This is a genomic window from Frankia sp. AgB32, from assembly GCF_023243045.1.
Classification (GTDB): domain Bacteria; phylum Actinomycetota; class Actinomycetes; order Frankiales; family Frankiaceae; genus Frankia.
The window spans coordinates 18546-38722 of record NZ_JALKFX010000084.1; the positions used below are offsets into that span (position 1 = coordinate 18546).

Here is a 20177-nt window from a genome sequence, read left to right on the forward strand (position 1 = left end):
CCGCCCGCGGGCTGGCCGCGGGCTGGCCGGTGCCGCCGGGTCGCCGCGGGGCTTCTTGACCGCTCGTTGACGACCGGCAGGCACGGTGGACGCGTCCGGCCGCACCGCCGATCGCCCGGGCCTACGCCGGCCCGGCCGCCCGCCGCACCACGTGACCCGACGTGCGCCACCGTGGCAGACCCCCGACGTGCGCGCCGGTGCGGGCGCGCCCCCCGACGAACGGGATGAAGTCCACCGCATGCCGACATTCCATGATCAGATGGTCCGCGCCGAGGTGGCCGGACCGCGACCCGACCGGCCGCCGCGGCCGAACGGGGCCGGCGACGGACCTCCCACCCGGCGCCGGGTGCTGATCGCCACCCCGGTCAGCGCCCGGCTGGCCGCGATGGCCGCCGGCCCGGCGACGGTGCGCCCGGAGCTCGCCGCCCGCCCGGACCTGCTCGCCGACGCGCTGGCCGGGCTGCGCCCGCACACGCTGGTCGTCGGCGCGAACGCGGTGCCCGCCGACGCCCTCGCCCGCTGGGTCGCGGCGGTGCGCGCCACCGGTGACGACCGCGCCCTGGTGCTGGTCCGCCGGGGCACCTCGCTGGCCGCCGTCGACCTGGCCGCCGCCGCCCACTTCGGCATCACGGTGCGCAACACCCCGGAGGTCAACGCGCGCCACGTCGCCCAGTTCATGATCGATCGGCTGTTCGCGGCGGCGCCGGGCGACGGGTCGCACGGATCGCCGGGAGTGCTGGGGCTGCTCGGCGCCGGCGACATCAACAGCAGGGTGGCGCGGGCCGCCAGCACCCGCGGCTGGCGGCTGGTCGTCTGCTCCCCTTCGCTCGTCACCGACCCGGCGGCGCTGCCCGCCTGGACCCGGCGCCACCACCTGACCGCCGAGAACGTCCGTGTCGCGGCCACCGCGGCGGAGGTCCTCGGCGCCGCCGCCGCGCTCGCCCTCGCCGTTCCGCTCGTCCACACCGGTCCGTGGGCGAGCGCCGGCCTGATCGACGCGGACCTTCTGGAGCGGTTCCAGGGCGGTCGGATCATCAGTGTCAGCGAGCCCGAGGTGTTCACCCCCCGCGCCCTGCTCCACGCCTACGACCGGGCCGGACTCACCATCGCGCTGGACAACGCCCCCCGGCTGCTCGCCCCCGTGCGGGACCTGCTCGCCGGGCGGATCACCCGCGACGGCGGCCAGCCGCGCCGCGGCTTCACCCTGTGCTCCGCGGCGATGCGCACCCCCGCCTGCGACGACGACCTCGACCAGGCCGTGCTCACCGTGGTCGGCCGCACCGACCTCGACGAGATCGCCGGCACCGACCTGCTGGCCCCGCCCGCCCCGCTGCGGGCCCCGGCGGCTCTGGCGGTCCCAGCCCCCCCGGCGGTCCCAGCCACCCCGGCGGCCGACGACGGCGCCGTGGTGATCGTCGGCGGCGGCATCGTCGGCCTCGTCACGGCCCTGCTGCTGCGGCTGCGCGGCGGGCGCCGGATCCTGGTCGTCGACGCGGCCCCGGCGGACCGCACGGACCCCGACCGGCAGGGCACCACGTTCGGTGGCGCCAACGCGCGCCACCTGTCGGCGACCGAGGCCCTGCCGCCGGCGGTCGCGCAGCGGGCCGACGTTCTCACCCGCCCGCCGGCCCTGGGTGGCTGGCGACTGCGCGCCGCCAGCTCCCTCGACCCGGCCGAGACCGCCTGGGCGCGGGCGTTCGCGCGCCGCGCCGACCAGCCGGGCCTGCACGCCGGCGCCCAGGAGCTGGCGATCGCCCTGAACCGCCTTGGACTGCGCGGCTGGACACAGCTGTTCGAGGACGGCGACGCGCAGAGCTGGCTGGGTGGACTGCGCCGCGACGCCCGGCTCGCACGGGTCTACCTGGACGACGCGGACCTCGCCACGGGCGAACGGCTGCAACAGGCCACCGGGGACGGCGCCACCCGACTGGAACCGGGCGCGCTCGCCCGCGGCTGGCCCGGTCTGGGCCACGCCGTGCCACTGCCGGGTGGCGTCCGGGAGATCGCCGGCGCCGTCGAGGTCGACGGCTACGCCGTCAACATCCACGACCTGGCCACCGCGCTGACCAGCCGCCTCGCCGAACTCGGCGTCGAGGTGCGCCCGGACACCCGGGTGGACCGCCTGGAACCGGCCCCCGCCGACGACCAGCGGGACGACGGCCTCGACGCCTCCCCACCCGGCGTCCTGCTGCGCCTCGACGGTGGCGGGGTGCTCGGCGCCGACCGGGTCGTCGTGACCGCCGGCGGCCGTGACCTGGACCGGCTGCTCGGCGCCTACTGGCCGGGGGCCGGCGCGGTCGCGCACCTGCTCGGGCTGTCGTTGACCCTGCCCAACCCGGGGCTGACGCGGCCGGTGAAGATCCACGCCGGCGACCCGCTCGGCGTCATGAACGTCACGCTGTCCCCGGACGGGTCCCTCGTCCACGTCAGCGCGGGCTTCGGCTACCGCGGCCGCGCCGGCCGGGCGGCCGCCCGGGCCGGCGCCGACGAGCTGCGGGCCGTCGCCGAGCGGGCCGTCGCCGGGCTGTTCCCGACGCTGTGCCGCGCCGCCGGCAGCCTCGAGGTGCGCGACGTCCGGTTCTGTGAACGGCCGGCGACTCCGGACGGGCTGCCGCTGGTCACCGCCGTGCCCGCGCACGCGGGCCGGGTGGTGGTGGCCGCGGGGACGAACGCCGGCGGCGCGGTCCAGGCCCCGGCGGTGGCACTGCTGGTCGCGGACCTGCTCGAGGGCGCGCCCCGGTGCGCCGGGCTGGCCCTGGCCGGCGACCGCGTCGGCCTGCCGGCCATACCGGAAAAAATTCCCTCCGCGTCGGTCTGACGACGTTACGTGGCAGGCATTCCCGTCGCCCGGCGCACTCGGCGACCGGCGCGTTATCGTCAGGCGATGTGAGGGTGCGACCCGGCCTCCTGGCCCGCCGGACCCGTCGGCGGAACCAGCTCGGGCTGCCGGGGCACGGACAGGAGGCGACGCCGGTGACCGACATGGACGTCAGCGTGGTCCCGTGGTCGGCGCGTCGCATGCGTACCCGGCTCGACGACGTCATCGGGATCTACAAGGCCGCGTTCCTCGACTTCCACGAGGCCGACCCCGTCCGGGCCGCCCGGGACCGGGCGCTGCACGCCCGCCGCCACTTCGACCGACCGGACCTGCGTGCGGTCGCCGCCGTCACGCCCGACGACACGCTCGTCGGCATCACCTACGCGCTACCCGGCAAACCCGGCCAATGGTGGCATGACGTGGTCCACGACGCGCTGACGGCGGTGTCGCCCGCGACGGCGGGGCACTGGCTCGACGACTGTCTGGAGGTCGTCGAACTGCACGTGCTGCCCGCCTGGCAGGGCCGTTCGATCGGCCGGCGGCTGCTGCGGGAGCTGCTGCTCGACGTCCCGCAGCACACGGCGGCGCTGTCCGCGTTGGAGCCGCCCGGCAGCCGCGCGCGTCGGCTGTACGCGAGCGAGGGGTTCGTGCCGTTGCTGTCGGACTTCCAGTTTCCCGGCACGTTCACCCCGTACGCGGTGCTCGGCAAGGAACTGCCCGCGGCCTCGGCTGTGTCCCCGGACGGTGACCACTCGGACGGTGACCACTCGGACGGTGAGCGCGCGGACGGTGAGCGCGCGGACGGCTCCGGCCGGCCCGAGCCCGTGCGGTGATGTCCGAGCGCCCGGTGCCGCACGCGCTCCGGGCGGCCCGGCCCCGCGGCCGGGACAGGTCCGGTGAAATCCGCCGTCATCGGCTGTCGGCCGCCGGGTGGCTGCTGGCGATCGGCGTGGTGGCCACGCAGATCCCCTACCCGCTGGTCGACGGCACGGCGCGCGTCGCCCTGACCGCCGCGACGGTCGTGCTGTTCTTCCTGGCCTCGACGACGCACGCGGCGGCGACCCGGGGACCGGCGTGGGCCGCCGGCTTCGTCGTCGTGGCCGTCGGCGGCGGACTCGCCGTGGAGACACTCGGTGTGCACACCGGTGTGCCGTTCGGGCGTTACGTCTACGGGAGCTCGCTCGGGCCCCGGTTGTTCGGCGTGTCCATCGTCGTGCCGCTGGCCTGGGCGATGATGGCCTATCCCGCCTATGTCCTGGTCCGCCGACATCAGCGGGCCCCGGACCGGGCCGCGGTGCTCGGCGGTCTGGTGCTGGCCACCTGGGACCTGTTCCTCGATCCGCAGATGGTCGCCGCCGGGCACTGGCGCTGGAACGCCACCGGGCCGGCGCTCAACGGCATCCCGGTGACGAACTTCCTCGGCTGGCTGCTGGTCGGGACGTTACTGACCGGCGTCCTGCTGGCCCTGCCCGACCCGGGCCGGGCGGAGCCGCGCGACGAGCGGATCCCGCTCACCCTGCTGGCCTGGACCTATCTGTCGTCGGTGCTGGCCAACGCCGTGTTCTTCGTCCGTCCCGGTGTGGCCGCGCTCGGCGGCGCCGCGATGGGGGCGGTGCTGCTGGCGGGCCTGCGGCCGTGGCGCAGTGACCAGCGGGCCGACCGGTGACGGAAACGCTGGGACGGGGCTGGTCGGCGGCGGTGCGCGCGGCCGCGGTGGGCTCGGCCGGGATCGCCGTGCACACGGCGGTCAACGCCCGGCTGCTGCGGATCGCGCCGCCGGCCCGGACGGTGCCCGAGCGGGTGTCCGTGATCCTGCCGGTGCGCGACGAGGCCGCCCATCTCGACGGCTGCCTGGGCGCCCTGCTCGCCTCCGCGCACGTACCCGACCTGGAGATCATCGTCTGGGACGACGAGTCCACCGACGGCACCGGCCGGATGCTGGCCGGCTGGGCGCGCCGCGACCGCCGCGTCCTCGCCCGGCGCGGCGGGGCGCCCCCGGCCGGCTGGCTCGGGAAGCCGCACGCCTGCGCCCGCGCGGCGGCCGCCGCGAGCGGCACGGTGCTGGTCTTCGTCGACGCCGACGTGCGGGTCGCCCCGGACGGGCTGGCCCGCGCCGTGCTGCTGCTGCGCGAGTCCAGGCTCGACCTGGTCTCGCCGTATCCGCGCCAGGTCGCCGACGGGCTTGCCGAGCGGCTCGTCCAGCCACTGCTGACCTGGTCGTGGCTGGCGCTGCTGCCGCTGCGAGCGGCGGAGCGCTCCCCGCGGCCGTCGCTGGCCGCGGCCGGCGGGCAGTTCCTGTGCGTGGACGCGGCGGCCTACCGCCGGGCCGGCGGGCACGAGGCCGTCCGCGACCAGGTCATCGAGGACATCGCCCTGCTCCGGGCGATCAAACGGTCCGGCGGGCGGGGGGTGGTCGTCGACGGCACCGACCTGGCCGCCAACCGGATGTACGACGGCTGGGCGGCGCTGCGCGACGGCTATGCCAAGTCGCTCGCGGCGGCCGGTGGCCACCCGGTGGCCAGCGCCGCGCAGGTGGGGCTGCTGGGCTGGCTGTTCGTCCTGCCCGCCGGCGCCGCCCGGCGCCGCCGGGGCCGGGGGCGGGCGGGCGACCGGGCCGCGGGAGTCGCGGGCCTGCTCGCCGGGGTGGCCGGGCGGGTCGTCGCCGCCCGCCGCACGGGCGGGCGGAGCTGGCCGGACCCGGCCGCCCATCCGGTCTCGGTCGCCCTCGTCGGCTACCTCACCGCCCTGTCGTGGTGGCGGCGCCGGCACGGCGGCGCGTCCTGGAAGGGCCGGGCGCTGCCCTCCGACCCGCCGCGCCGCGGGCCGCGCGGCGGATCGTAGAGTCCTCGTCGTGACCCGCGTGGTGGTGATCGGCGCCGGGGTGGGTGGCCTGGCCGCGGCGGCCCGTCTCGCCGCGGCCGGGCACGATGTCACCGTCTGCGAACAGGCGTCGGCGGTCGGCGGGAAACTCGGCTGGTACGAGCGGGACGGTTTCGGCTTCGACACCGGACCGTCCCTGCTGACCATGCCGGGCGTGTTCGAGGAGCTGTTCGCCGCCACCGGCGGCCCGCTGCGCGACGTGCTGGAGCTGCGCCGGCTCGACCCGATCGCCTCCTACCGGTTCGCCGACGGCACCAGGCTCGCCGCGCACGCCGACGACGATGCCTTCGCCGCCGAGCTCGACGCCCGCCTCGGTGGCGGCGCCGGCGGTGACTGGCGTCGGGGGGCCGCCCGCGCGGCCCGGGTCTTCGCCGCGGCCGACGGGCCGTTCCTGTCGCGACCGGTGCGGGTGGGTGGCCTCGCCCGGCTCGCGTCGGCCCGGCCCGCGGATCTCGCCACGGTCGCCCCCGGGCGCACCCTGCGCGGGCTCGGCCGCGGCCTGCTGCGTGACCCGCGGCTACGCCAGCTGTTTGACCGGTATGCGACGTACTCCGGTTCCGACCCGCGGCGCGCGCCGGCCGCGCTGGTGTCGGTCGTCCACGCCGAACGGCACTTCGGCGGCTGGTACGTCCCCGGCGGGCTGCGTCGTCTCGGCGCGGCCCTCGCCGACCGCGCCGAGCAGCGCGGCGCCCGGTTCCTGCTCGACACCCGGGTGCTGACGGTGACCCGCACTCCCGGCGGCCGGGTGGACGGCGTACGCCTCGTCGACGGCCGGCTGCTGCCCGCCGACGTCGTGGTCGCGAACGTCGACGCGGCCGCGCTCTACGGCCGGCTCGTCGCGGATCGTGCCGGCCGCCGCCGGGTACGCCGCGCCACGCCGTCGATGTCCGGGTTCGTGCTGCTGCTGGCGTTGTCGGGCCGCACCCCGGGGCTGGGGCACCACACGGTGACGTTCCCGGCGAACTACGACGACGAGTTCGACGCGGTCTTCGCCGGCCGCCTCGCCGTCGACCCGGCGATCTACCTCAGCTCCCCCGCCGACCCGGCCTGCGCGCCGCCGGGCGCCGAGGCGGTGTTCGTCCTGGTCAACGCCCCGCCGCACGTACCGCTCGGGAAGGCTGGGGCCCCCGGGAAGGCTGGGACGCTCGGGAAGGCCGGGACGCTCGGTCAGGGCCTGGACTGGGACCGGCCGGGCCTGGCCGACGGGTATGCGCGCCAGGTGCTCGACCTGTTGGCGGCCCGCGGATTCGACCTGCGGCCGCGACTGCGCTGGTACGAGACGATCACGCCGGCCGACCTGGAACGGCGCACCGGCGCGGTCGGCGGGTCGATCTACGGCTCGTCGTCGAACGGCGTGCGGGCGGCGTTCCTGCGCCCGCCGAACGCCGCCGCCGTGCCCGGGCTGTTCCACGTCGGCGGTTCGGCTCATCCCGGCGGCGGCCTGCCGCTGGTCGTCCGGTCGGCGCAGATCGTCGCCGGGCTCGTCGGGCCGGCCTGAGGGGGCCCGACGAGCCCGTGCGAGTGCCGCGGCGGGGCTGGTGCCCTACTGGCCGACCCGCACCAGGGCGACGGTGGTGACGCCGCTGACGTAGCGACCGCCCTTGGTGTCGTCGGGGGCGGTCAGCCGGGGCCCGGTGGTCGCGAGCGACGCGCCGTCCTCGGTCACGGCGAGCAGGCTCTCCGAGCCCGCGAAGCCCGGGTCGATCTCGCCCCAGGACACGACGGACTCGTAGCCGTCGCTGGCGTGCACGACGGCGGCGTAGCGCAGCGCGTCGTTCTTCACGTCGGCGCGGAACGACGGCGTGGCCGCCTGCAGCACGTCGTAGAGCAGCGGGCCGGTGTAGGTGTGGGTCTGCTGGCCCGCCGAGCTGGCGAAGGTGACGGTCTGGGTGTGCTGCGGGTACTTGGTGGCGAGGTCGGCGACGGTCAGGCGGAGCGGATGGGCGATCCGGCCGAGCAGGAGGACCCGCCCGGGCTGGCCGAGCGTGGTCTTGCCCGCCGCCTCGACGGCGGGGGTCGGGGTCGGGGTCGCCGCCTGCGCCCGCCAGGTGGGCAGCAGGCTCAGGATGACGGCCGCGGTCAGAGCGAGGACGATCGCGACCACGCGCGACGGGGACAGTTTGCGGGCGATGTTCGACAGCATTTTCCCGAATCCTTCGTGGAGGGCAGGGACCGCCGGATACGGATCGCGCCATCGCGACCGTTGGGCGACCGAGATTACGGCCGAATCGTAGCAATACCTCCGCACCTTCGGGCTGGTACTAGTTTTTCATCCGCTTCTACGGAACAGAAGAAGTTTTCCTGGCCGTAGCGATCAGAAAATACTCAGTACACAAATAGATGCCTCGCCCGGCGAAAGCGGCCGAACACTGTGCACGGCAGTGCGCGGCGACGCGGTGGCGCCCGGCGAGCCAGTCGGCGGATCAGTCGGCGGATCGGTCGGACCCGGCCAGCGCCGCGCGCACGGTAACCATGAGCTGGCCGAGACCGATCGCGGCGACGGCGAGCGTCGCCGCCGCGGTGGCGCTGACGACGCCGCCGGCCCACCCGGGCACGACCCCCGCGCCCGCCAGCCCGAACCCCGCGACGATCAGCCGGGTGGGCCGTTCGCCCACCGTCACCACGCCGATCTCGGCAAACCCGGCGCAACCCGCCCGCGCCCGGGTGTACTCCAGCAGACCGAGCGCGACACCGGCCGAGACGACCAGCCCGGCGGAGGCACCGAGACACCACAGCGCCAGCAGGCACAACGCGTCGCCGCAGCGGTCCGCCACCGAGTCCAGCACGTAGCCCCAGGCGCTGACGCGGTCGGTGAGGACCGCCACCGCGCCGTCGACGCTGTCGGCCAGCCCGCCGAGCGCCAGCGCCGCCACGCCGAGCAGCGGCCAGCGCCCGCCCGCGGCGGCCGCCGGCACGGCGAGCGCCGTGAGCGCCACACCGGCCGCGGTGATCGCCGAGGGCGGCACCCGCAGCGCGGCGAAGGGGCTCGCGAGCCGGTGGATCAGCACCAGCCAGGCGCGCACCAGCCACAGCCCGCTCGCCGGGTCGTAGCCGCCGTGCAGCTGCGCCCAGCGGGCCAGATAGGTCTCGCGGTTCGGCACCGGGCTACGCACACCGCCCATGGTGCCGGGACGTAGAGTCACCTGGTACTCCGACCACGGGATTCGCCACCGTCCGGGCGGGCAGGCCGAGGCGCGGGTCCGATGACAGGAGTGATGTGAACGAGCAGCCAGCCGGCGTGGTGGAGACCTTCGCCGACCTCGACGCCGAGACGATCTTCGCGCCGCACCGCGACCAGGTGATCCTCGCGGTCCGGATCACCCCGGTCTTCAACACCCTTGACCTCGGCCTGGTCGCCGCGGTGGTCGACGCGGCGAACCAGGCGGGCTTCGCGCTGGTGCGCGAGCAGTCGTTCCGCGACGAATGGCTGCTCTGCGTCTTCGACGCCTACGACGATCACGACGCGCCGGGTCCGGGCCTCGGCCGCGACCGAGACCTGGACGACCGGGACCTGGACGACCGGGACCTGGACGGCCGAGACCTGGACGACCGGGACCTGGACGACTGAGAGACCGTACGACCGGTGCGGTCCGCCGCCGGCGCTACCGTGTTGCGGGCCAGCGCGGTGTTGCAGCAGGCTTTGGCGGATCTGACGGTGGCCTACCGCAACTTCCTCGCCTCGATCACCGGCAGGCATAGGGGCCGCAGGCTGGCGCCGCCTCGGTTCCGGTCCCGTAAGGACAATCGTCAGGCGATCCGGTTCACGAAGAACTCCCGGTTCACGGTCCTCGGCAACGGCCGCCCCTGCGGCTGCCGAAGATCGGGGATCTGCGGGTCCGTTGGTCGCGGAGCCTGCCCTCCGCACCTTCCTCGGTCACTGTGATCAAGGATGCGGCCGGGCGGTACCTCGTCTCGTTCGTCGCGGAGACCCGGCAGGACGAGACGTTGCCGCCGGTCGACTCCGAGAGCGGCATCGATCTGGGCCTGATCCACTTCGCGGTCCTGTCCGACGACACGAAGGTCACCGCGCCGAGGTTCCTGCGCCGCGCGGCCCGCAAGCTCAGGCGGTTGCAGCAGGCCCTGTCCCGTAAGGCCAAGGGCAGTAACCGGCGCAGGAAGGCCGTCGTGAAAGTCGCCAGGGCTCACGTCCGGGTGGCCGATACCCGTCTGGACTGGCAGCACAGGCTCTCCACGACCGTCATTCGCGACAACCAGGCGGTTCGCCGTTCTTGAGAGCGGCGAGGATGTCAACGCACCGCCTGGAAGATCTCCCGGGTCGCGCTGGACCGGTTCAGGGTGATGAAGTGCAGCCCGGGAGCGCCGCCGTCGAGCAGCGTGCGGGATAGTTCGGTCGCCACCTCGAGGCCGATCGCCCGCACGGCGGCGGGGTCGTCGGCGACGGCCTGGAGCCGGTCGGCCAGCGCCGGCGGGAAGGCGGCGCCGGAGAGCTGGGCCATCCGGACGATCTGCGCGACGTTCGTCACCGGCATGATGCCGGGGATGATCGGCTTGTCGCAGCCCAGGGCCCGGACCCGGTCGACGAGGCGGAAGTAGTCGTCGGCGCCGAAGAAGAACTGGGTGATGGCGTAGTCGGCACCCGCGTCGAACTTGGCGACCAGGTGGCGGGCGTCGGAGTCGAGGTCCGCGGAGCGGGGGTGCTTGTCCGGGAAGGCCGCGACCCCGACGCAGAAGTCCCCGACCGAGCGGACGAGGCGCACCAGGTCCGCGGCGTACTCCAGGCCCTGCTCATGGGCCGTCCAGACGCCCTGCGGGTCGCCGGGGGGATCGCCGCGCAGCGCGAGGACGTTGCGCACGCCGGCGCCGGCGTAGTTGCCGATCACCTGGCGCAGTTCGGCGACGGAGTGGTTCACCGCGGTGAGGTGCGCGATCGGGGTGAGCGTCGTCTCCGTGGCGATCCGCTCGGTGACCCGGATCGTGCCCTCCCGGTTGGAGCCGCCCGCGCCGTAGGTCACCGAGACGAACGAGGGGCGCAGCGCCTCGATCTGCCGCAGGGCGGTCCACAGCTGACGCTCGCCGTCGGGCGTCCTGGGCGGGAAGAACTCGAAGGAGAACGACGGGTGCCCCGAAGCGAGGAACTCCGCCATGGTCGTCGGTTTCGCGCTCACACTCGGTACCGCCGTCATGCGACGAGACTAGCCGGAACAGGACCACACTCACGGACGGGCCTTGGCCGCGACGCCGCCCGCGCCGGCCCCGCGGCGCCCGGCCGCGGCCGGGTCCGGCCGAATCCGCACGTACGGCCAGCTCCACCGGATCAGCCGGCCCGGCGGGCACGGCCGGGCCGCCCGGATCGGTCAGATCGGCAGCGGGCCGAGCGGCGCGGCATGGCCGACCCGCACCCGGCCGGACGTCGTGCGGGCGACCACCCGGCGCGCGGCACCCGGCACCGGGGTGAGCCCCAGGTCGACCCCACGCGGATCGCCCGCCTCGACCTGCACGCCGTACTCCCCGTCGGGCACCATCACCGTCACCAGGCCGGAGTCGCTGCGGGCGTGCACGGAGCCGGGCGCCTGGTCGAAGTGCAGGTTGACGTCGCCGCCGCGGCTGCGGGCGGCGACCGGGCCGGGGCCGAGCTCCCGGCCGGCGATCGTGCCGTCCAGGGTGACCAGAGCCAGCTCTCCCCGCACGCCCCACAGGGTGATCTCGCCGGTCTGGACCTCGGCGCGTACCCGGGTGCCGGGCGGCACCGTCAGTCTGACGCGCATGTCGCTGCGCCGGCCGTCGATCCGCAGCCGCGAGCCCGCGGTGGTCGCGACGGGGGCGGCGCGGCCGGGACGGCGCCGAACGGTGAGCTCGACCCGCACGTCCGCGCGGTCGCGCTGCGCCACCTCGATCCGACCCGCGGCCGCCATGACCTCGACGGCGTCGATACCGTCAACGGTGTGGACGAGTTCGGCGGGCGGCAGCCGCAACAGGGACAGTCCGCCCAGCGCGGCGGCCAGCAGCAGCACGGCGACCAGCACGATCACCGTGTCGAACGCGGACAGGTCGAAGCCAGGCACACCGCACGGTACCCCGGCCGCCGATGACCGATCCGCGCCCGCGGGTGTCCGCCGTGCTGCGCCGGTTCGCCGCGGCCCGCGGCGACGCGCTGCGCGGCATCGACGCCGACCTCGCCCCGTTCGTCCGGGTCGCCGAGGACGTGCTGCTCGGCGACGGCAAGCGGGTCCGGCCGGCGTTCTGCTACTGGGGCTGGCGCGGCGCCGGCGGCCCGGACTGTGACGAGATCGTGCGGGCAGCGGCCTCCCTGGAGGTGCTACACGCCTGCGCGCTCGTGCACGACGACGTCATGGACGGCTCGGAGCTGCGCCGCGGCCAGCCCAGCGCGCACCGCCGCCTCGCCGCGCTGCACCGCGACGAAGCCCTGCCCGGCGATCCGGAGGGGTTCGGCCGCTCGGCCGCGATCCTGCTCGGGGACCTGTTCCTGACCTGGGCCGACGATCTGCTCATGGCCAGCGGACTGGCGCCCGGGGCGCTCGCGCGGGCCTGGCCGACGTACGCGCGGATGCGCGGGGAGCTTGTCGCCGGCCAGTACCTCGATCTCACCGGCGCGCCGGTCGACGACACCGGCCGGGCGCGGGCGGACGGCGGGCGGGTGGCGCGGATCGCCCAGTACAAGACCGCCGGCTACACCGTGATCCGCCCGCTGCAGCTCGGTGCGGTGCTCGCCGGCCCGCGACCGGGCCTGCTGGCCGCCTACGCCGAGTTCGGCCGCCCGCTGGGCGCGGCGTTTCAGCTCCGCGACGACGTCCTGGACCTGTTCGGCGACCCGGCCGTCACCGGCAAGCCCGTCGGCAGCGACCTGCGGGCCGGGCGGCCGAACGCGCTGCTGTCCCTGGCTCTTCACCACGCCGACCCGGCGACCGCGACCCGGCTGCGGGCCCTGGTCGGCTTACCGTCCCCGCCCGGCGCCGTGGAGCGGGCCCGTGAGCTGATCACAGCCTGCGGCGCGCTGGCCGCGGCCGAGGAGCGGATCGCCGCCGACACCGCCGCGGCGCTGGCCGCGCTGGCGGCCAGCGATCTCGACGAGATCACCCGCGACGCGCTCACCGGGCTCGCGATCGCCGCCACGGCGCGGGCACATTGACGATCCGGCCGACAGCAGGCACATCGAGAGCAGCAGGGCCGACAGCAGAGGGATGGACAGCTGATGCGAACGGTGCAGGGCCCGACCGACCATGTCGTGATCGTCGGAGCCGGTTTCGCGGGGCTGTCGGCCGCGCTGCGCCTCGCCGGCGCGGGCCGGCGGGTGACCGTGCTCGAACGGGAGCCGGTGCCGGGCGGCCGGGCCGGTCTGCTGTCCGTCGGGGGTTACCGGTTCGACACCGGTCCGACGGTGCTCACCATGCCGGAGCTGGTCGCCGACGCGCTGGACTGCGTCGGCGAGGACCTCGACCGGTGGCTGACCCTCGCCCGGCTCGACCCGATGTACCGGGCGTTCTTCGCCGACGGCTCGTCACTGGACGTGCGCGCCGACCCGGCGGACACGGCGGCGGAGATCCGGGCGCTGTGCGGGCCGGCGGAGGCCGCGGGATTCGAGCGGTACGTCGCGCTGGTGACGGCGATGTTCCGCGCGCAGCTGACGCACTTCATCGACGCGCAGGTCGACTCACCCGTCGCGCTGCTGCGCCCGCAGCTCGCCCGGCTCGCCGCGCTCGGCGGTTTCCGCCGGCTCGCCCCGGTGGTCAACCGGTACCTACGCGACCCGCGCACCCGCCGGATGTTCTCCTTCCAGGCGATGTACGCCGGGCTCGCCCCGCACGACGCGCTGGCCCTCTACGCGGTGATCTCGTACATGGACTGTGTCGCCGGGGTGTACCACCCGACCGGCGGGCTGCACGCGGTCGCCCAGGCGATGGCCGGCGCGGCGGCCAAGCACGGCGTGACGCTGCGCTACGACACGACGGTGACCAGGGTGGAGGTCCACGGGGGTCGCGCGGTGGCGGTGCACACCGCGGCCGGTGAGCGGGTCGCCGCCGACGCCGTGGTGCTCAACCCGGATCTGCCGATCGCCTACGCCGAGCTGCTGCCGCCGACGGAGACGCCCGCCCGGGTGCACCGGCTGCGGTACTCGCCGTCCTGCTTCCTGCTGCTCGCCGGCGCCCGGGTGGACTACCCGGACGCGGCGCACCACACCATCCACTTCGGCGGGGCGTGGCGGCGGACCTTCCGGGAGATCATCGACCGCGGCGAGCTGATGAGCGACCCGTCCTTCCTGGTCAGCACGCCGTCCCGGAGCGAGCCGGCGCTGGCGCCGGCCGGCGCCCACTCCTACTACGTGCTGTTCCCGACGCCGAACCTCACCGCCCGGCTGGACTGGTCGGTGCTGCGCGAGCGCTACCGCGACGAGGTCGTCGCCACCTGCGAACGGCGCGGCTACCCCGGTTTCGGCGCCGCCATCGAGGTCGAACGGGTCACCACCCCGGCGGACTGGCGGGCGCGCGGGATGGCGGCCGGCGCGCCGTTCGCCGCCGCGCACACGCTTCGCCAGACCGGTCCGTTCCGGCCGGCGAACCTGGCGCCGGGGCTGGCGAACGTGGTGTTCGCCGGCAGCGGCACCCGCCCCGGCGTCGGCGTCCCGATGGTGTTGATCTCCGGTCGGCTGGCCGCCGAACGCATCCTCGGACCCGATCGGCGTTACCGCTCGCGCGCACTGCGCTGACCAGACACCCGAATTCGCCGCCAGAACACCGAAAGTTCCTGAACAGCGGCTTAGAAGTGCCTTCGGACCGAGCCGTGCCTAGTCCTTTGGTCCCCGGTTTCGCGATGCGGCTGGGAGAATACCGGCATGGACGAAGGGCGCAGCCCGGCCGGCCTCGCCGTACCGGACACCACCTCGGACGCGGCGTTGCTCGAACGCGCCCTGTTCGAGATCAAAAAGGTGATCGTCGGCCAGGACCGGATGGTCGAACGCATGCTCGTCGCGCTGCTCGCCCGCGGGCACTGCCTGCTGGAGGGCGTGCCGGGGGTGGCGAAGACGCTGGCGGTGCAGACACTGGCCACGGTGGTGGGCGGGTCGTTCGTCCGGATCCAGTTCACCAACGACCTGGTGCCCTCGGACATCGTCGGGGCGCGCATCTACCGGGCCACCCAGGAGGCGTTCGACGTCGAGCTCGGGCCGGTGTTCGCGAACTTCGTGCTAGCCGACGAGATCAACCGGGCGCCGGCGAAGGTCCAGTCGGCGCTGCTGGAGGTCATGTCGGAGAAGCAGGTGTCCCTCGGCGGGGCCACCCACAAGCTGCCCCGGCCGTTCCTGGTGCTCGCCACCCAGAACCCGATCGAGTCCGAGGGCGTCTACCCGCTGCCCGAGGCGCAGCGCGACCGCTTCCTGATGAAGGTCACCGTCCCCTACCCCAGCCCCGCCGAGGAGCTGGAGATCGTCCGGCGGATGGGCGTCTCACCGCCGACGCCGGAGCGGGTCCTCGGCCCCACGGTGCTGGAACGCCTCCAGGGCCGGGCCGACGAGGTGTTCGTGCACCATGCGATCATCGAGTACGCCGTGCGCCTCGTGCTCGCCACCCGCGCCCCGGCCGAGGCGGGCCTGCCGGAACTGACCGGTCACCTCGCCTACGGCGCCTCGCCGCGCGCCTCGCTCGGCCTCGTCGCCGCCGCCCGCGCGCTGGGCCTGCTGCGAGGACGCGACTACGTCGTGCCCGAGGACGTCGCCGACGTCGCCCTGGACGTGCTGCCGCACCGGCTGGTGCTGAGCTACGAGGCGCTCGCCGAGGGGCTGACCGCGGACGCGATCGCCGCGCGGATCCTCGGCGCCGTGCAGCCACCCCAGGTCGCGCCGCGCCAGCAGAGCCCCTACGCCACCGGCCCGCACACCACCGGCTGGGGAACGAACCCGAACTCGGGCTTCCCGGAGTACCTCGACCGCGGACCGATCTCTTGACCTCTCTGTCGACCTCGGGCTTCATGACGACGGAGGCCGCATGACCACCGGGGCGGCGCCGCCCGCGGCGAGCGGGCCGCCGGGCACCGATCCGTCGGTGCAGCGCACGCTGCGCCGCCTGGAGCTCACCGTCCTGCGCCGCCTCGACGGCCTGCTGCTCGGCGACCACCTCGGGCTGCTGCCCGGCCACGGCAGCGAGAAGGCGGAGAGCCGCGAGTACACCGTCGGCGACGACGTGCGCCGGATGGACTGGGCGGTGACGGCCCGCACGACCGTCCCGCACGTCCACGACCTCATCGCCGACCGCGAACTGGAGACCTGGGCTCTGGTCGACCTCACCGCGAGCACCGAGTTCGGCACCGGAAACATGCGGAAACGCGACCTGGCGATCGCCGCCACCGCCGCCGTCGGCTTCCTCACCGCCCGCACCGGCAACCGGATGGGCGCGCTCGCCCTGACCCCGGCGGGCCTGCGCACCATCCCCGCCCGGCCCGGCCGCGACGGCCTGCGGGCGCTGCTGCGGGTCCTGCTCACCGCCCCCCGCGGCGCGCACGACCGGCCGCGGCGCCGGCCCGACCCGGGCGCGGCCACCGACCTCGCCGCCGCCGTGCAGGGCCTGCTGCGCCCGCCGCGCCGCCGCGGCCTCGCGGTGGTCATCTCCGACTTCCAGTCCACCGACTTCGGCTGGGAACGCCCGCTGCGGGTCCTCTCGGCCCGCCACCAGGTGCTCGCCGTGGAAATTCTCGACCCGCTGGAGCTCACCCTGCCCTCGGTCGGCCTGTTGCCCGTCGTCGACGCCGAGACGGGCGCGCTGCTCGAGGTGCCCACGTCGTCGCGCAGGTTCCGGGACCGGTACGCGGCCGCCGCCGCCACCCATCGCCGCGAGGTCGCCGCCGCGCTGCGCCGGGCCGGCGCCGACCACCTGGTCCTGCGCACCGACTCCGACTGGCTGGTCGACATCGTCCGCTTCGCGTCGGCGAACCGGCGCGGGCGCAGCGCCGGCCGCCGGCCGCCGGCCGGCGCGCACCCCGGCGGCGGCACAGCGCGGGCGGGCAGCGCCCCAGCGACCGAGATGGCCGTCGGCTCCGCGGCGGCGCGGTCGGGACGGGCGTGGTCGCGGTGAGCTTTCTCGCCGGCCACTGGCTGTGGCTGTACCTGCTCGTCGCCGCACTGCTCGCCGCGTATGTCGTGATGTCCGCGCGGCGGCGCGTCTACGCGGCGCGGCTGTCGTCCACCGCGGTGCTCGCCTCGGTGCTGCCGCGCCGGCCGCAGTGGTGGCGCCGGCACGTGCCGGCGGCCCTGCTGCTGCTGACCCTCGCCGGGCTGGTGTTCTCGCTGGCCCGCCCGGCCCGCGCCGAGCGGGTCCCCCGGGAACGGGCGACGATCATTCTGGCCGTCGACGTGTCGAACTCGATGGCGGCGACCGACATCGCCCCCAACCGGCTGGAGGCCGCCAAGCAGGGCGCCCAGGCGTTCGTCGACCAGCTGCCGCCGCGGATCAACCTGGGGCTGGTGTCCTTCGCCGGCAGCGCCACGGTGCTGGTGCCCGCGTCGACGGACCGCGAGTCGGTGCGCGCCGGCATCCGCGGCCTGCAGCTCGGCCCGGCCACCGCGATCGGCGAGGGCGTCTTCGCGTCCCTGCAGGCGATCACCACGGCCGGCAAGCGGTTCTCCGAGGCGGGGCAGAGCCCCCCGCCCGCGGCGATCGTCCTGCTCTCCGACGGTGAGACCACCCGCGGACGGCCCAACGCGCAGGCCGTCGAGGCAGCCAAGAAGGCGCACGTCCCCGTGGACACCATCGCCTACGGCACCGCGGGCGGGACGCTCGACGTCGGCGGGCAGGAGGTACCGGTGCCCGTCAACGAGGAGGCGCTGCGCGACATCGCCGACCAGACCGACGGCTCCTACCACCGGGCCGCGAGCGGCGACGAGCTGCGCTCGGTCTACAAGGGCCTGGGCAGCTCCATCGGCTACCGCACGGAGTACCGGGAGGTCACCACCTGGTTCCTCGGCCTGTCCCTGGCACTGGGCTTCGCTGCGGCGGCCAGTTCGCTGGCCCTGAGCTCCCGACTGCCCTGAGCTCCCGACTGCCTGTGCCGGCGACCGACCCGCGCGCGGTCGCGTTCGGACCGCCGGCTACGCTGCGGCGACGTGAGGGAGCTTGACGCCGCCGGGATCACCGATGCGCGGCTGCGCGCGTCCTACGCCCGGGCCCGGGCCCTGCACGCGGCGCACGGTCGCACCTATTTTCTGGCGACGCTGCTGCTGCCGGCGTGGAAACGGCCGTACGTGCACGCGCTCTACGGCTTCGCCCGCCACGCCGACGACATCGTCGACGACCTCGACTCGGAGCTCTCCGCCGCCGAGCGGGCCGAGGCGCTGCGCGGCTGGGGCGACCGGTTCCTCACCGCCCTGCGCGACGGGGTGTCCGCCGACACCGGCGACGCCGAGCTCACCGGCGCGGTCGGGACCCCGGCGGACGGGGTCTCGGTGCTGCCGGCGACGGTCGACACGATCCGCCGCTTCGCGCTCGACCCGGACCACTTCCGGGCGTTCCTCACCTCGATGACGATGGACCTCACCGTCACCGGCTACCCGACGTGGGAGGACCTGCTCGTCTACATGCACGGCTCGGCGGCGGTGATCGGCCTGCAGATGGTGCCGGTGCTCGAACCGGTCGACGACAGCGCCCTGGCCTACGCGCGCGACCTCGGCCTCGCCTTCCAGCTCGCGAACTTCATCCGGGACGTCGGCGAGGACCTGCGCCGCGGCCGGGTGTACCTGCCGGCGACGTCACTGGACCTGTTCGGCGTCAGCCGGGAACACCTGGCCGCCGGCGTGGTCGACGGGCCGGTCCGCCGGCTGCTGGCGTTCGAGATCAGCCGCGCCCGCGAGCTGTTCCGCGCCGCCGAGCCCGGCATCCGGCTGCTGCACCCCACCTCACGGGACTGCATGCGCACGGCGTTCGTGCTCTACCGGGCCATCCTCGACGAGGTGGAACGGGCCGACTACCGGGTGCTGGAGCGCCGGGTGTCGGTGTCCACCCCGCGGCGCCTCGCGGTGGCCGGCCCGGCGCTGGTCCGGGCCACCCGCGAGCACCGCCGCCATCGCGGTGGCGCTCAGATCAGCGCCCGGCCACCCAGGTAGGGCCGCAGCACCTCGGGCACCCGCACCTGCGCGTCGGCGGTCTGGAAGTTCTCCAGCAGCGCCGCGAGCAGCCGCGGGGTGGCCACCGCGGTGTTGTTCAGGGTGTGCGCGAAGCGGATGGTGCCGTCGGCCTCGCGGTAGCGCAGGTTCGCCCGCCGCGCCTGCCAGTCGTGCAGCGTCGAGCAGCTGTGCGTCTCCCGGTAGCGCTCCAGCGACGGGAACCAGGTGTTGATGTCGTTCATCCGGAACTTGCCGACGCCCATGTCACCCGTGGCGCACTCGACCACCTCGTAGGCCAGCCCGAGGTCGGTCAGGATGCGCTCGGCGGTCGCGAGCAGCTCGGCGTGCCAGCGGGCCGACTCCTCGGGGTCGGCGGCGCAGAGCACGAACTGCTCGACCTTCTCGAACTGGTGCACTCGCAGCAGGCCGCGCACGTCTCGGCTGGCGCTGCCGATCTCCCGGCGGAAACACGGCGAGATGCCGGCGTAGCGGACCGGCAGCCGGTCGGCGTCGAGGATCTCCCCGGCGTGCAGACCGACCAGGGCGACCTCGGCGGTGCCGGCCAGGTACAGGTCGTCGGCGGGGATCGCGTAGATCTCCTCCCGCGCCTTCGGCAGCATCCCCGTGCCGACCAGCGGCTCCTCACGGACCAGCGCGGGCACCGCGACCGGGGTGAACTCCTTCGACCGCAGCAGGTCGAGCGCGTAGGAGTGCACCGCGCGCTCCAGCATGACCAGGTCACCGACCAGGGCGTAGGCCCGCTCCCCGGCGACCTTGCGGGCCCGGGCGAACTCGGCCCAGCCGCGCCGTTCGGCGAGCTCGGTGTGGTCCAGCGGGGTGAAGTCGAACTCCGGGCGGGTGCCGACCGTGCGCAGCACGACGTTCGCCGCCTCGTCCGGCCCCACCGGCGCGCCGGACCAGGGAATGTTCGGCGTCTGAAGCATGAGCTCGGCGAAGCGGGCGCCGGTCTGCGCCAACTGCTCGCGGCTGGCCTTCAGCTGGCGGTCGGACTCCTCCTGCTCGACCCGCAGCTCAGCGCGCCGGGCCTCGTCCGCCTTCGCGAACTGCTTGGCGAAACTGCGCCGCCGCCCCTGGGCCTCGTCGACCTCGAACTGCAGCTTGCGCGTGTCCTGTTCGAGCTGCAGGAGTTCGTCGACATCCAGGTCAATGCCCTTTGCCGCGACCGCGTCCTTCACGGCCTGCGGGTTCTCCCGGATGAACCGCTTGTCGAGCATGAATCGCGTCAGCGCCCCTGGTTGGTTCCGTGTCCTGGAAACGCGTGTCCTGGAAACGCGTGTCCTGTAATCCTCCCGCAACGCTACCAGCCGTCGCCGGCGGCGCCGGCGCCCCCCCGGGCAGCCCCCCCGCCCGCCGGGCCCGGCGGGGGGCGGCGCCCAGGTGGCGCCCCGCCAGAAC

The 20177-nt window shown here is 75.1% G+C and carries 17 protein-coding genes and 1 pseudogene; 13 read left to right on the forward strand and 5 right to left on the reverse strand.

Features of this window, described 5'->3' with window-relative positions; genetic code table 11:
* The first annotated feature begins 238 nt into the window (after positions 1-238).
* The 5 genes from MXD60_RS20415 (at position 239) to MXD60_RS20435 (ending at position 7196) form a co-directional block, all read left to right on the forward strand.
* Positions 239-2818, forward strand: a complete 2580-nt coding sequence (locus MXD60_RS20415) for an FAD-dependent oxidoreductase (protein ID WP_248820936.1) — start codon at positions 239-241, stop codon at positions 2816-2818.
* A 164-nt stretch (positions 2819-2982) separates the two neighbouring features.
* Positions 2983-3651, forward strand: a complete 669-nt coding sequence (locus MXD60_RS20420; protein ID WP_248820950.1) for a GNAT family N-acetyltransferase — start codon at positions 2983-2985, stop codon at positions 3649-3651.
* Between the two features lie 14 nt (positions 3652-3665).
* Positions 3666-4484 carry a bisanhydrobacterioruberin hydratase CruF gene (gene cruF / locus MXD60_RS20425; RefSeq protein ID WP_248820937.1) on the forward strand — a complete coding sequence of 273 codons (819 nt, stop codon included), beginning with the start codon at positions 3666-3668 and terminating at the stop codon, positions 4482-4484.
* Positions 4481-5659 carry a glycosyltransferase family 2 protein gene (locus tag MXD60_RS20430; RefSeq protein ID WP_248820938.1) on the forward strand — a complete coding sequence of 393 codons (1179 nt, stop codon included), beginning with the start codon at positions 4481-4483 and terminating at the stop codon, positions 5657-5659. Before cruF ends, MXD60_RS20430 begins: the two co-directional genes overlap by 4 nt.
* Positions 5660-5669: 10 nt before the next feature.
* Positions 5670-7196 carry a phytoene desaturase family protein gene (locus tag MXD60_RS20435; RefSeq protein WP_248820939.1) on the forward strand — a complete coding sequence of 509 codons (1527 nt, stop codon included), beginning with the start codon at positions 5670-5672 and terminating at the stop codon, positions 7194-7196.
* A 45-nt stretch (positions 7197-7241) separates the two neighbouring features.
* Here the strand turns inward: MXD60_RS20435 and MXD60_RS20440 are convergent, their stop codons facing one another.
* Both MXD60_RS20440 and MXD60_RS20445 read right to left on the reverse strand, forming a co-directional pair.
* Complete coding sequence (locus MXD60_RS20440; protein ID WP_248820940.1) at positions 7242-7841, reverse strand: molybdopterin-binding protein; 600 nt, start codon at positions 7839-7841, stop codon at positions 7242-7244.
* Between the two features lie 280 nt (positions 7842-8121).
* Positions 8122-8841: a CDP-alcohol phosphatidyltransferase family protein gene (locus tag MXD60_RS20445; RefSeq protein ID WP_308222548.1), complete on the reverse strand. Its 720-nt coding sequence runs from the start codon at positions 8839-8841 to the stop codon at positions 8122-8124.
* A 74-nt stretch (positions 8842-8915) separates the two neighbouring features.
* Here MXD60_RS20445 and MXD60_RS20450 point away from each other — a divergent pair.
* Together MXD60_RS20450 and MXD60_RS30430 are read left to right on the forward strand one after the other, a co-directional pair.
* Positions 8916-9161: pseudogene (locus MXD60_RS20450) on the forward strand (hypothetical protein); the annotation flags it as partial.
* Positions 9162-9550: 389 nt separating this feature from the next.
* Positions 9551-9931, forward strand: a complete 381-nt coding sequence (locus tag MXD60_RS30430; protein WP_248820952.1) for an RNA-guided endonuclease TnpB family protein — start codon at positions 9551-9553, stop codon at positions 9929-9931.
* A 14-nt stretch (positions 9932-9945) separates the two neighbouring features.
* Here the strand turns inward: MXD60_RS30430 and metF are convergent, their stop codons facing one another.
* Complete coding sequence (gene metF / locus MXD60_RS20460) at positions 9946-10842, reverse strand: methylenetetrahydrofolate reductase [NAD(P)H] (RefSeq protein WP_248820941.1); 897 nt, start codon at positions 10840-10842, stop codon at positions 9946-9948.
* Between the two features lie 171 nt (positions 10843-11013).
* Positions 11014-11721 (reverse strand): DUF4097 family beta strand repeat-containing protein, encoded by a 708-nt coding sequence (locus MXD60_RS20465; RefSeq protein ID WP_248820942.1) that lies wholly within the window; start codon positions 11719-11721, stop codon positions 11014-11016.
* Between the two features lie 23 nt (positions 11722-11744).
* Between MXD60_RS20465 and MXD60_RS20470 the strand changes: the two genes are divergently transcribed.
* The 6 genes from MXD60_RS20470 to MXD60_RS20495 all read left to right on the forward strand — a co-directional run bounded on the left by MXD60_RS20470 (position 11745) and on the right by MXD60_RS20495 (position 18761).
* A complete protein-coding gene (locus MXD60_RS20470) occupies positions 11745-12806 on the forward strand; it encodes a polyprenyl synthetase family protein (RefSeq protein WP_248820943.1) in 1062 nt (353 codons plus the stop codon).
* Between the two features lie 63 nt (positions 12807-12869).
* A complete protein-coding gene (crtI, locus tag MXD60_RS20475; protein ID WP_248820944.1) occupies positions 12870-14381 on the forward strand; it encodes a phytoene desaturase family protein in 1512 nt (503 codons plus the stop codon).
* A gap of 126 nt (positions 14382-14507) precedes the next feature.
* Positions 14508-15614 carry an AAA family ATPase gene (locus MXD60_RS20480; RefSeq protein WP_248820945.1) on the forward strand — a complete coding sequence of 369 codons (1107 nt, stop codon included), beginning with the start codon at positions 14508-14510 and terminating at the stop codon, positions 15612-15614.
* 40 nt (positions 15615-15654) lie between these two features.
* Positions 15655-16737 (forward strand): DUF58 domain-containing protein, encoded by a 1083-nt coding sequence (locus MXD60_RS20485; RefSeq protein ID WP_248820946.1) that lies wholly within the window; start codon positions 15655-15657, stop codon positions 16735-16737.
* Positions 16734-17693, forward strand: coding sequence for a VWA domain-containing protein (locus tag MXD60_RS20490; RefSeq protein ID WP_248820947.1), 960 nt, complete (start codon positions 16734-16736; stop codon positions 17691-17693). Before MXD60_RS20485 ends, MXD60_RS20490 begins: the two co-directional genes overlap by 4 nt.
* A gap of 72 nt (positions 17694-17765) precedes the next feature.
* Positions 17766-18761: a phytoene/squalene synthase family protein gene (locus MXD60_RS20495; protein ID WP_248820948.1), complete on the forward strand. Its 996-nt coding sequence runs from the start codon at positions 17766-17768 to the stop codon at positions 18759-18761.
* Here MXD60_RS20495 and serS read toward each other — a convergent pair.
* The gene (gene serS, locus MXD60_RS20500; RefSeq protein ID WP_248820949.1) at positions 18734-19996 is read right to left on the reverse strand and encodes a serine--tRNA ligase; all 1263 of its coding nucleotides are present in this window, start codon (positions 19994-19996) and stop codon (positions 18734-18736) included. The two genes, MXD60_RS20495 and serS, sit on opposite strands and share 28 nt — an antisense overlap.
* Between the last annotated feature and the right edge of the window lie 181 nt (positions 19997-20177).

Coding starts and splice junctions, on each gene's coding strand:
- MXD60_RS20440 (WP_248820940.1), bottom strand. CDS start 7,841: ATGCTGTCGAACATCGCCCGCAAACTGTCCCCGTCGCGCGTGGTCGCG.
- MXD60_RS20480 (WP_248820945.1), top strand. CDS start 14,508: ATGGACGAAGGGCGCAGCCCGGCCGGCCTCGCCGTACCGGACACCACC.
- MXD60_RS20415 (WP_248820936.1), top strand. CDS start 239: ATGCCGACATTCCATGATCAGATGGTCCGCGCCGAGGTGGCCGGACCG.
- MXD60_RS20470 (WP_248820943.1), top strand. CDS start 11,745: ATGACCGATCCGCGCCCGCGGGTGTCCGCCGTGCTGCGCCGGTTCGCC.
- serS (WP_248820949.1), bottom strand. CDS start 19,996: ATGCTCGACAAGCGGTTCATCCGGGAGAACCCGCAGGCCGTGAAGGAC.
- crtI (WP_248820944.1), top strand. CDS start 12,870: ATGCGAACGGTGCAGGGCCCGACCGACCATGTCGTGATCGTCGGAGCC.
- metF (WP_248820941.1), bottom strand. CDS start 10,842: ATGACGGCGGTACCGAGTGTGAGCGCGAAACCGACGACCATGGCGGAG.
- MXD60_RS20420 (WP_248820950.1), top strand. CDS start 2,983: ATGGACGTCAGCGTGGTCCCGTGGTCGGCGCGTCGCATGCGTACCCGG.
- MXD60_RS20485 (WP_248820946.1), top strand. CDS start 15,655: ATGACCACCGGGGCGGCGCCGCCCGCGGCGAGCGGGCCGCCGGGCACC.